This is a genomic window from Mycoavidus cysteinexigens, from assembly GCF_003966915.1.
In the GTDB taxonomy this organism is placed as follows: Bacteria; Pseudomonadota; Gammaproteobacteria; order Burkholderiales; family Burkholderiaceae; genus Mycoavidus; species Mycoavidus cysteinexigens.
The window spans coordinates 1,997,716-2,009,775 of the sequence record NZ_AP018150.1; the positions used below are offsets into that span (position 1 = coordinate 1,997,716).

Genomic DNA, 12,060 nt, shown 5'->3' on the forward strand with positions numbered 1-12,060 from the left:
CAAAAAAGTCGTTAAGTTGTTAGATTAGAGAGCACTGATTTAATTAAAATCTTGCTCAAGCCATGGCGTTCGCTTGACCGCCGCATCTAATGTGCTAAGGGTTTCAAGCAACGCGCGCATGCGTTTAAGCGGCACCGCATTCGGGCCATCTGATTTTGCCTTAGACGGCTCTGGATGGGTTTCCATGAAAAGCCCAGCAATGCCCGTTGCCACTGCTGCCCGAGCCAGCACTGGAATAAACTGACGCTCGCCGCCTGAAGACGTGCCCTGCCCACCGGGTAATTGCACTGAATGGGTGGCGTCAAATACGACCGGCGCACCCGTCTCGCGCATAATCGCTAGCGCTCGCATATCGGAAACAAGATTGTTGTAACCAAATGACACGCCCCGTTCGCACGCCATAAACCGATCTTCATCAAGCCCTGCCTCGCGCGCGGCGCTACGTGCTTTGTCGATAACGTGCTTCATATCATGCGGAGCAAGGAACTGACCCTTTTTAATATTTACTGGCTTGCCGGAACGCGCGCAAGCTTGAATAAAATCCGTTTGGCGGCATAAAAAAGCTGGGGTTTGCAAGACATCGACGACTTCAGCTGCCAACGGCACTTCATCCTTGGTGTGCACATCCGTAAGCACCGGCACGCCAATCTGCCGCTTTACTTCTGCCAGAATATGCAGTCCTGCATCTATGCCCAAGCCACGGAATGACTCGCCTGAGCTGCGGTTGGCCTTATCAAATGAGCCTTTATAAATGAACGGAATACCTAACTCAGCACAGATTTCTTTGAGCGTGCCAGCCGTATCTAGCGTGAGCTGCTCAGATTCGATAACACAGGTACCCGCAATCAAAAAAAATGGCTGGTTAAGGCCAACTTCGAGATTGCCAAGCTTCATGCAAGGCTCCCTGCGGGTGCAGTCTCGCTACGGCTGCACTGATAATTCAGCGCCGCTGTCACAAAGGCTTTAAAAAGCGGGTGCCCATCGCGCGGGGTCGAAGTAAATTCAGGGTGGAACTGCACCCCCACAAACCAGGGGTGTAAATCGCTGCGCAATTCCATCATCTCAGGTAGATTTTCAGTCGGCGTGCGGGCGCTGATTAACATTCCCTGCGTTTCAAGCATTGGCACGAAATGATTGTTGACCTCATAACGATGACGATGACGCTCGTTAACATAAGCGCCATAGATTGCTTCAGCGCGCGTAGCTGGTCTGATGGGACAGCGCTGAGCGCCTAAACGCATGGTTCCCCCCAAGTCTGAGTTCGCGCTGCGCTTTTCAATCCGACCATCGCTCTCTTGCCATTCAGTAATCAGCGCAACTACCGGATATGGCGTTGCCGGCTCAAACTCAGTGCTATTTGCCTGATTCAGTCCGGCCACATGACGGGCGAATTCAATCACCGCGAGTTGCATCCCTAGGCAAATACCCAAATAAGGAACCTTGGCTTCGCGCGCGTATTGAATCGCAGCGATTTTGCCTGCCGTACCTCGTGCACCAAAACCACCTGGCACTAAAATTGCATCTAAATGCTGAAGACTATGTGGCCCCTCTCTTTCGATCAGCTCTGAATCAATATACTCGATGCTGACTTTGGTCGAAGTGTGAATGGCTGCGTGCTTCAGCGCCTCGATTAACGATTTATAAGATTCAGTCAACTCAACATATTTACCCACCATCCCAATCACCACACGCTGCTGGGGATGCTCAAGAGCCTCAACCAGCTTAGCCCATACCGATAAATTAGCTGGCGCAGGCGTTAACCCGAGTTCATTACAGATAATTTCATCGAGGCCCTGGTTATGCAGCATCTGTGGAATTTTATAAATATTATCGACATTCCAGACTGAAATGACAGCCTCTTGCGGCACATTCGTAAAGAGCGAAATTTTAGCGCGCTCATCAGCCGGAATCGGGCTTTGGGCGCGGCACAGCAAGGCGTGCGGCAAAATGCCAATTTCTCGCAGCTTTTGTACGCTATGTTGAGTGGGCTTGGTTTTCAGTTCACCCGCAGCCTCTAGATAAGGAACCAATGTCAAATGCACAAAGCAAGCTTGGCGACGACCCAAGCGCAAACTCATTTGCCGAGCTGCCTCAAGAAAAGGAAGGGATTCAATATCGCCTACCGTACCGCCGATTTCAACTATCGCAACATCAGGTTTGCCACACGTTGCCGCTTGCGCACCACGCTCTATAAAAGCCTGAATTTCGTTCGTGATATGCGGAATCACTTGCACGGTTTTACCAAGATATTCGCCACGACGCTCTTTACGAATGACTGATTCATAAATTTGCCCAGTCGTAAAGTTGTTCGCCTTGCGCATCTTAGTGCTAATAAAACGCTCATAATGGCCGAGATCAAGATCCGTCTCTGCGCCATCTTCCGTCACGAACACCTCACCGTGCTGGAATGGGCTCATGGTGCCAGGATCGACATTGATATACGGATCAAGTTTAAGCAGGGTTACTTTAAGGCCACGCGATTCAAGAATCGCGGCCAATGAAGCAGCGGCAATGCCTTTGCCAAGAGAAGAGACGACACCGCCGGTCACAAACACGTATTGAGTCATTGCTAAATTGCTCGCAGGAAAGCCGAATTATACCGTGTGCAAGCACTTATGTGTTTATGCTCTTACACACTTATACGCTTATGTGTGTATCTGCGTATGTGTTTATGCGCCCTTGCCAAATCTTCAGTTTTGGCCTCTTTAGAGCACTCTAATTTTGTCCCAACCAGTGCTCCAAATAAGCGGGCCTTAGTTTGGCTTAACTTTGCTCATGCCATCAGTGTCCCATCCAATAACGTCGGTGCGCAGTGCGATAGCGTTCAACAAAAATTTTAGCGCCGATGCTTTGAAACTGCACCGCGCCATCCTGATCACTCCGATGTAAGGTAATGCCATGCGCTTGATAACGAGCCACTACCCCTGCATTAGGGTGCTTAAAGCGATTACGGTAACCCACTTGAAAAACCACATCGCGCGGCGCAACGGCCGCCAAAAAATTCGCCGTTGATGAGGTTCGACTGCCGTGATGGGGCGCCAACAATATAGTTGCGCTTAATGCCGCCGGTTGCTGCGCCAACAAAGCACGCTCTTCGCGCGCCTCAATATCGCCTGGCAGCAATGCGGCATGATGCGCGTTACTCACGTGTAATACACAACTTACTTGATTGCGCGCCTCACGTCCCCGACTTTTTTGAAAGGCTTTTAAGGTGGCCCCGCGCCTAGACTGTTCATCCGGCCATAGCATGGTAAAAGTCACGCCGTCCCACACCCAACTTTCGCCTGTGCGACATGCGGCAAGGTCCCTAACTTGCTGCGCGCGCGCCTGACTCCATAACGGATGCTTAGGCGCTAGCGAGGCCCGCATGCGAACGACTGGCAACTCTGTCAACACAGTCCTCGCACCGCCTGCATGATCCATATCTGCATGACTAATCACCAGCGCCTCGAGTTGTTTAATGCCCCGCGCACGAAGAAACGGCATAATAATTCGCTGCCCTGCGTCAGAAGTCACGTCGTAACGCGGTCCGGTATCAAACAGCAGGCGATGATGCGCGGTTTCAATCAAAGCTGCGGCTCCTTGCCCTACATCTAGCACCGTCATACGAAATTCACCTTCTGCGGGAGCGGATGAAGGTGGCAAAGCCAGTGGCAAAAACAAAATTGGCGCCGCACCACGCAAGGGCCAACCAGGTAGCAGCAAACTCCAGCTAATGCCAAACGCAGCCAATGCCAGTGCCAACGCATCTGGCGTGCGTAATGAATACAGCGCCCACGATGGAGCAGCAATCACATCCAGCAGCGCAGCCAACACCACCAAGCATGCATGCGCTGCTTGCAACGCCAGAGCATCGAGCGGAGCTGGCACCACCATCCCTATCAGTACAAGAGGCGTGACTAAAAAGCTCACCCACGGAATCGCAAAGGCGTTAGCTAACGGGCTTAACAACGGTACTTGAGAAAACCACAGAGCCGTCAACGGGATCAGACCAAGGCTGACGGCTCCCTGAATTCGAGCCGCTGCCTTGAATCCTGATAACATCCGGCACCATCGAAAGGCTAGCCAGCTATAAATGCCGGAGACAAACAACTGCCCCCCAGCTTTGACTTTAGTTACTTGATCGATAGACTTAGATTGAGTGACACGACTGGCGCTAGCCGCCAATAAAATCACCGCCACCGCACCAAACGAGAGCCAGCAACCTGCTGACATCAGCGCCCAAGGATCAAGTGCAACCACCACCGCCAAGGCCCAAGCCAAGACTGCCGAGGCTGCAACTCGACGCGCACTTAAAAAAGACAGCGCCACGATCAAGAGCATCAGCAATGCTCGTTGTGCGGGGATGCCAAATCCAGCCAGGCCAGCATAGAGCAAGCCAGCGCCAGCACCGGCCACGGCAGCAACTCGCGGCGCCGCCAGCCTTAATGGCCAATCCTTGCTGATCCAGCAAGAGCGCCGCCATAACCAACCCGCTAGCGCCGCTGCAAAACCGGCGACCAGGGAAATATGCAAACCCGAGATTGCCACCAGATGATTTGTGCCAGTGCGCGTAAAGCGCCGCCTATCCTCTGGCGAGATGCCCATTTGCAGTCCAATCGCCAGTGCACTCACGATTCCTGTATGCGGTGCATTACCTAACACTTCATTGATACGCTTATGTTGTCTATCGCGCCAACCTTCAAGCGTAATCAGAATACCGTTCGCATGCCCCACCATACGCGGTGGCGTGGGGCGGTCACGCACATAACCCGTTGCCCGCAGATTACGTTCAAGCATAGATGCCTCAAAATCAGCCGCGTGATAATTAGCACTGCCATGTGGGCGCACTAACCGCACCGTGAACGTCCAACGTTCACCTGGATGTATGCGTACAGGCGGCAGCCCTCTTTGCGCGTACCAACTAAGTTGGACCAAACGCGGCATACAAGGCACAGCGGGATCGCTCTGCTCAATTTTGAAGACAAAACGCGTACGACGTGCATCAGATAGTGGCACGCTGGCGATGATGCCCGTCGCTTGAATATCGCGCCGCTCGAATTCAAGCGGCAAGGTATAGGCTAAGCGAAGCTGTGCGCGCCAGGCGGCCCAGCTATACCCTGCCAAAAAAGCCGCACACATGAACCATAGAACTCTGCCCCACGGCCACTGTATATGATGCAAAACGCGGGGGACCAGGGCGCAAAGGCTAAGCGATGCAACTCCTAAGCCTAGGCCGCCACAGAGCGAAGGAAGTTCAGCACTTTGCTGTAATGCCCAAGTCCCCGCTGCAAAGCAAACTAACGCAACTCTTACCATATTGGCTCATATTGAGTTTCTCGTTGCTTTAATTATGAACAAATGGCGTCAGCCTAGCCTAACGTACCTCTAAAATTGGCTATTAGGTCTATAAAACTTACCGTCTGTATTTAGCTATTTTATGTTGTAATGAATTAAAAATTGGGTTCAGAAAAATTTTTAATTCATGCTATTATTTGGTTTAAATTTAAACTTTCACAAGGTTAAATGTAATGAGTGCTATCTCGTTTGATGCGCTATTATTTGTTGAAACTCTTACAGAAACAGGCATCGATGAAAAGCAAGCCAAAGCCATTTCTACTGCAGTGCATGATTCGTATAAAATAGCGGAATTCGTCACTAAAAAAGATTTCAGTTTGTTTGAAACAAGCATTCGCGCAGACTTAGAAAAGCTTTCGATCGAACTGCGCCATGAAATAAGCGATCTACGTAAAGATATGAACACGCAGTTTACGGCGGTCTATGCTAAATTAGAAAACCTTCAGCTACATTTAGTGATTAAAATAAGCTCCATTATTGGCGGTATTTTGATTGCCGGCTTAGGGGCATTGGGCATTTTTATAAAAGCCCTCGTTTCAACTTTTCTATAGTTATTCAGAAAAAACCATCAAACAACTTTCGTCTCGAGTAAGGCCCCTTCTTTTAGCCGCAAGATCCGATCACAACGCATAGCAAGCTCGGCGTCATGCGTGACAATCACAAAGCTTGTATTTAAGGTTTGTGATAATTCAATCAACAACTCAAATACTGTCTTGGCCGTGCTGGCATCAAGATTGCCAGTGGGTTCATCCGCTAGCACACAAGCAGGATCATTGACCAATGCGCGCGCTACCGCCACTCGTTGCCGCTCTCCGCCTGACAGCTCGCCTGGACGATGCTTGGCGCGCGCCATCAAGCCCACTCGCGCTAGCATTTGAGCAGCAATCTCACGCGCCTTTGTTAGGGTAAGACGACGGATCAAAAGCGGCATGGCAACATTATCCAGTGCGCTAAATTCAGGCAGCAAATGATGAAATTGATAGATAAAACCTAATGCTTGGTTACGTAACGTGGTTCGTTCTCGATCATTCAGCGCACTAAATGCTTTACCCAACAGGGACACCTCCCCTTTATCCGCGGCATCCAGCCCGCCTAAGATATGCAATAAAGTGCTCTTGCCGCAACCCGATGCGCCGACAATGGCGAGCTTTTCTCCGCGCTGCACCGCTAGCTGCACATTCTGTAGAACTTCCAGGTGTGTGTTAGCCTGGACAAAAGTTTTTGTAATTCCACTCGCTTGCAATACAATTTCTGCGGCCGGATTGAGCGGCGGGCTGAGTTTACTCATAACGTAAAGCCTCCGCAGGCTGCACGCGGGCAGCCTGCCAACTGGGGTATAGCGTTGCCAGCACAGATAATAAACAAGAGATGGCACCAATTTTGGCCACGTCTAACAGCTTAAGATCTGATGGCAACTCGCTAATAAAATAAATACTAGGGGGTAGAAAGCGGATGCCCAATATATGCTCAATAAACGGCACAATAGTCGGAATATTGACCGCAATTAAACAGCCTAACGCCACCCCCAACAGAGTGCCGAACAAACCAATAGTCATGCCTTGCACCATAAAGATTTTCATAATCGAGGCAGGTTGCGCGCCTAGCGTGCGTAAAATCGCTATATCGGCCTGCTTGTTCGTCACCGTCATAACCAATGAGGAAACTAAATTAAAGGTAGCGACTGCAATAATCAGCGTCAAAATAATGAACATCATGCGTTTTTCAATTTGCACCGCCGCAAACCACGTCTGATTCTGTCGAGTCCAGTCCCGAATATAAAGATTCCCTGACAACGAACGGGTCAGCTCAAGCGCAATCTCTGGTGCGCGCTGCATATCTTGTATACGGAGTCGCACGCCGGTGGGGCCGGCCAAACTGAAAAGCGTCTGGGCATCAGCGATATTGATTAATGCTAAGGCACTATCAAATTCGTAATGTCCCGACTCAAAAATACCGGCTACTGTAAATTGCTTAAACCGTGGCAGCATGCCAAGCGGCGTCAGTGAGCCTTGCGGCACAAGCAAAATCAGCTTGTCGCCCACTTCGACCCCAAGCTGTTGCGATAGTTGGGCGCCTAATACAATACCAAAATCACCCGGCTTTAGATCAGCTAACCGCCCCGCCCTCATCTCTGCGCCTAGGCCCGATACTTGTTGTTCAAGGGATGGCTCTACCCCACGCAGTACAACGCCTCTCATCGCACCTTGGCGAGTCAATAATCCCTGCGCTTCGACGTAAGGCGCAGCCGCCAGCACGGCTGGGTTGCGCAATGCTTCATGCGCGGTTTGCCGCCAATCAGTCAGCCCTCCGTTAGGTGCGAAAACTTCAACATGGGCAAGCACTGACAGCATTCGATCACGCACTTCCTTCTGAAAACCGTTCATGACTGAGAGCACGATAATCAGCGCCGCTACGCCCAGCGCAATACCCGTCATCGACATCAGCGCAATAAAGGAAATAAAGCCATTGCCGGTGGTCCTTTTACCCGCGCGCGTATAGCGCCAGCCGATCTGCCATTCGTAAGGAAGTTTCAAGTTAAGCTACCAAAATCAAAAATCTATATTAAATGAGGGTGGAGTTTGCCATACAATGCGATTGCTATGACTATGCAATCTCCTGAGCTGCACCTTCTATTGCCGTTTTCGCTACCGGCCCAGCGCGCCGCCAACTATACGTTACCCGCTTTAGAACAAGGTGCACTAGCTAAATTCCTCGCCCGTGCAACCTTAACAGAAAAATCGCTCGGCGCAGATTTTCAGCGGACCTTACCGCATGAGCGTTGGCTAGCGCAGCGCTTTAATGTGATTGGATCAACTTCCGTTGATGAAGCGCCGCTCGCGCCCTATATGCTGCTAGCCGATCAAGCACAAGCTCAGGCTGAGACAGTCGCGCATACCGCAGCGGCGGCGCTTGATGATAACCCTCCCAATACTATCGTTCAGCCAGACGAGTCAACCGTTTGGGCGTGCGTAGAACCGGTGCATCTGCAAATCGCGCATGATCACCTCATCCTTATTGATCCAACGCATCTAGTGCTTGCTGCGGAGGAGGCCGCCGCGCTTCTTAAAACGGCTCAACCCCTGATTACTTCGCTAGGCATCACGCTGGTTGCGCCCACCCCATTACGTTGGTATCTCTCAGCGCCCTCATTGCACGGAATCTCAGGCGCTTCTCCCCTACGCGCCGCGGGGCGTAATATTGAAATCTGGCTGCCGCGCGAAACGCGGACAGACGCCCCTTCGCGCACCTGGTTAAAGGTGCAAAATGAAGTCCAAATGGCTTGGTTTGAACATCCGATCAATCAGGCACGCGAAACACGCGGCGCTTATACGGCAAATTCGATCTGGCTCCATGCGCAAGGCGAAAAACGGTCCGTCACCCGTCCGTTTACCAGCATTTTAGCGAAGACGCCGGCGGCACGCGGCCTCGCACTTGCCGCCGGATTAAGCGCGCCGCATCAAATCGGCTTTCCGCCTGCTCATTTTAACTTGCTCAAGCCCTTTACCACTGCACCCACTACGCGCGCAGCTGCAGCCAAAATACTGGTTGAGCTCGATACTCTAAGTGCGCCATTTTTGCAGCAAGATTGGCCTGACTGGGCTGCCGCGCTCTCAGCTCTTGAGCAAAATTGGTTTGCACCCGCGCTTGCTGCGCTGCAAAACGGAACCTTGCGCACCCTGACTTTAACTCTATGTGGCGAAATTTCCTCAATTACGTTAACCGCCACGCGCGCTGATCTGCGCAAATTCTGGCGCCGCCGCTCAACTGTCTCTCTGCTTGAAGCATGACTCAAATTATTCCGCGCTTACCTACGCCCGCCCAGACCGAAGTTTTAATTCGTAGCGGATTACATCCTGTGCTGGCCCGCCTCTATGCCGCGCGCGGCATCTGTCACACCGATGAGGTTGAAACTCACTTGGCGCGCCTCATCGCGCCAGATCAACTCAAAGGCATGAATACCGCCGCCACTTTGCTTGCCGACACCCTGCAAACGGGTGGCAAAATGATTGTCATCGCAGATTATGATTGCGATGGCGCAACCGCTTGCGCCCTTGCCGTACGGGGTCTACGCTTGTTTGGCGCACAGATCGATTATTTAGTCCCCAATCGCTTTACTTACGGCTATGGCCTAACCCCGGATATCGTTGCGCTTGCCGCGCAGCGAGAGCCCAAGCTCCTGATTACAGTTGATAATGGCATCGCCAGCGTCGATGGGGTGGCTGCCGCTACAGCGCTTGGCCTAGATGTGCTGATCACAGATCACCATCTGCCTGGTGCAACCTTGCCGGCGGCGCGCGCGATTGTTAACCCGAATCAACCAGGCTGCACATTTGCTAGCAAACACCTCGCTGGAGTAGGGGTGATGTTCTATGTTTTGCTTGCCTTACGCGCCGAACTTCGTAAGCGCGGCGCCTTTAGCAATCGTCCAGAACCCCGCTTAGATAGCTTGCTTGATTTAGTCGCGCTCGGCACTGTGGCTGATGTGGTTAAACTCGATGCCAATAACCGAATCTTGGTGGCCCAAGGACTCGCGCGCATCCGCTCTGGCCGGATGCAAGCTGGTATCGCAGCCCTCTTTCGCGTCGCTGGCCGCGATGCGAAATGCGCATCAGGTTTTGATCTTGGTTTTGCGCTTGGCCCCCGCCTGAATGCCGCCGGCCGATTGGCGGATATGACGCTTGGCATTGAATGCTTGCTGACGGATGATATTGGGCGTGCTTGGGCGCTAGTGCAGCAACTTGATGCCATCAACCGCGAGCGGCGAGAAATCGAAGCCGAGATGCAACAAACAGCGTTTGCTGAGCTAAACGAGGTTGATCCAGCGGATTGCGCCACCCTGACCCTCTTCAATCCAAGTTGGCACCAAGGAGTCATCGGGATTGTTGCAGGACGGCTCAAAGAACGTTTTTTCCGGCCCACGATAACCTTTGCGCTGGCGGATGACGGCGGCGAGCGGGTGAAAGGCTCTGGACGCTCGATTCCAGGCTTTCATTTACGTGATGCGCTCGACCTGATCTCAAAGCGGCATACAGGTTTATTAATTCAATTTGGCGGCCATGCAATGGCGGCCGGATTGACCCTACGCACCGTCGATGTGCCGCACTTTAAGCAAGCTTTTGAAGCAATTGGCCGAGAATGGCTGGGTCCTAACGCGCTAACCCGCGTGTTAGAAACCGATGGCGATCTTGAAGAAGCTTATTTCACCCCGCAATTTGTCGAATTACTCGACAATTTAGTTTGGGGACAAGGTTTTCCAGCACCGATTTTTTCCACTGAATTTGAGATTGCCTCACAAGCATTAGTTAAAGAGCGGCATCTAAAACTCCAATTAATACGCGGCAGACATCGTTATCAAGCCATTTGGTTCAACCGCACCGAGCCATTGCCGGCCCGCGCCCTGATTGCATATCGACTCGTGCGCGATACCTGGAATGGCGTTGCGCGTCTGCAATTGGTGGTCGAGCATGCAACTTGATTAAACTTTTGGGCGGTAACGGTCGCACGCTACGGCCCTAATTGATTCAATCATAGACCCGCATGAACCGTAGCTTACAGGGCGTCATCCTCGCCAATCCGTTATAATTCTTTTTTTTCAGCAAAGAATACGCTTATATGGAAGCAGAACGCCTAAACTCCATCAACGCCACCCTCACCAGCTTATGCACTCGTGCTGAAGAGCTTCGGGGGTTTCTTTGACTACGATGCCAAAAAAATTCGCTTAAGCACCCTCAATCAAGAGCTTGAAGACCCTGCTGTCTGGAGCGACACAAAGCGCACACAAGCTCTTGGCAAAGAAAAAAAGCAGCTCGAAGGGGTCGTCACGATGCTGGCTTCTTTGGATGATGACTTACGCAATACCCAAGATCTTTTCGAGCTGGCGCGCGAAGAAGCAGATGAAGACACGCTTTCAGCCGTTGAAGTAGACGTCGAGACGTTAGCCGTCCAGGTTGCGGATATTGAGTTTCGCCGCATGTTCAATCACCCGGCCGACCCTAATCATTGCTTCGTGGATATTCAATCAGGCGCAGGCGGAACCGAAGCGTGTGATTGGGCTTCTATGCTCTTGCGACAATACCTCCGCTACTGCGAACGCAAAGGTTTTAAAACCAGCTTGCTAGAAGAATCCGCGGGTGAGGTGGCAGGCCTTAAAAGCGCAACGATTAAGGTCGAAGGCGAATATGCATATGGCTATTTACGGACCGAAACCGGTGTGCACCGGCTCGTGCGTAAATCTCCATTTGATTCATCCGGTGGACGGCACACATCATTTGCTTCTGTATTTGTCTATCCAGAAGTCGATGATTCAATCGAAGTAGACGTTAATCCGGCTGATTTACGCGTTGACACGTTCCGCGCCTCGGGCGCAGGCGGACAGCATATTAACAAAACAGATTCTGCCGTGCGTCTCACCCATATGCCAAGCGGGATCGTTGTGCAATGCCAAAGTGACCGCTCGCAGCACCGTAATCGCGCTGAAGCGATGTCCATGCTCAAGGCGCGTTTATATGAGGCTGAACTGCGCAAGCGGCAAGCCGAACAAGACAAACTTGAATCCAACAAAACCGATGTGGGCTGGGGCCATCAAATCCGCTCTTATGTACTGGATCAAAGCCGTATTAAAGATTTACGCACTGGCGTCGAAATCAGCAATACGCGCGCAGTATTAGACGGCGATCTTGACGACTTGATCGGCGCCAGCCTAAAACAAGGTGTATAAACACT

9 protein-coding genes are annotated in these 12,060 nt (G+C 51.7%); 4 read left to right on the plus strand and 5 right to left on the minus strand.

Features of this window, described 5'->3' with window-relative positions; translation table 11 throughout:
* Nucleotides 1-39: 39 nt before the first annotated feature.
* The 3 genes from kdsA to MCB1EB_RS08530 form a co-directional block, all read right to left on the minus strand.
* A complete protein-coding gene (kdsA, locus tag MCB1EB_RS08520) occupies nt 40-894 on the minus strand; it encodes a 3-deoxy-8-phosphooctulonate synthase (protein WP_045365183.1) in 855 nt (284 codons plus the stop codon).
* Nucleotides 891-2,567 (minus strand): CTP synthase, encoded by a 1,677-nt coding sequence (gene pyrG / locus MCB1EB_RS08525; protein WP_026921223.1) that lies wholly within the window; start codon nt 2,565-2,567, stop codon nt 891-893. Before pyrG ends, kdsA begins: the two co-directional genes overlap by 4 nt.
* Nucleotides 2,568-2,781: 214 nt before the next feature.
* On the minus strand, nt 2,782-5,298 hold the full coding sequence (locus MCB1EB_RS08530) for a DNA internalization-related competence protein ComEC/Rec2 (RefSeq protein ID WP_045365180.1): 2,517 nt from the start codon (nt 5,296-5,298) through the stop codon (nt 2,782-2,784).
* Between the two features lie 212 nt (nt 5,299-5,510).
* On the opposite strand from MCB1EB_RS08530, the gene MCB1EB_RS08535 reads away from it, so the two are divergent.
* On the plus strand, nt 5,511-5,888 hold the full coding sequence (locus MCB1EB_RS08535) for a CCDC90 family protein (RefSeq protein WP_052394035.1): 378 nt from the start codon (nt 5,511-5,513) through the stop codon (nt 5,886-5,888).
* A 17-nt stretch (nt 5,889-5,905) separates the two neighbouring features.
* Here MCB1EB_RS08535 and lolD read toward each other — a convergent pair whose 3' ends face one another.
* Nucleotides 5,906-6,625 carry a lipoprotein-releasing ABC transporter ATP-binding protein LolD gene (gene lolD / locus MCB1EB_RS08540; RefSeq protein WP_026921225.1) on the minus strand — a complete coding sequence of 240 codons (720 nt, stop codon included), beginning with the start codon at nt 6,623-6,625 and terminating at the stop codon, nt 5,906-5,908.
* Nucleotides 6,618-7,871 carry a lipoprotein-releasing ABC transporter permease subunit gene (locus MCB1EB_RS08545; protein ID WP_045365177.1) on the minus strand — a complete coding sequence of 418 codons (1,254 nt, stop codon included), beginning with the start codon at nt 7,869-7,871 and terminating at the stop codon, nt 6,618-6,620. The genes lolD and MCB1EB_RS08545 overlap by 8 nt, the downstream gene beginning before the upstream one ends.
* A gap of 72 nt (nt 7,872-7,943) precedes the next feature.
* Between MCB1EB_RS08545 and MCB1EB_RS08550 the strand changes: the two genes are divergently transcribed.
* From MCB1EB_RS08550 to prfB, 3 genes are all read left to right on the plus strand, one after another.
* A complete protein-coding gene (locus MCB1EB_RS08550; RefSeq protein ID WP_045366411.1) occupies nt 7,944-9,125 on the plus strand; it encodes a hypothetical protein in 1,182 nt (393 codons plus the stop codon).
* Complete coding sequence (gene recJ, locus MCB1EB_RS08555; RefSeq protein WP_045365174.1) at nt 9,122-10,813, plus strand: single-stranded-DNA-specific exonuclease RecJ; 1,692 nt, start codon at nt 9,122-9,124, stop codon at nt 10,811-10,813. The genes MCB1EB_RS08550 and recJ overlap by 4 nt, the downstream gene beginning before the upstream one ends.
* A gap of 137 nt (nt 10,814-10,950) precedes the next feature.
* A protein-coding gene (gene prfB, locus MCB1EB_RS08560; RefSeq protein WP_174232250.1) for a peptide chain release factor 2 occupies nt 10,951-12,055 on the plus strand; the annotation gives its coding sequence in 2 pieces (ribosomal slippage) (nt 10,951-11,022 and nt 11,024-12,055; 1,104 coding nt in all).
* Nucleotides 12,056-12,060 lie beyond the last annotated feature (5 nt).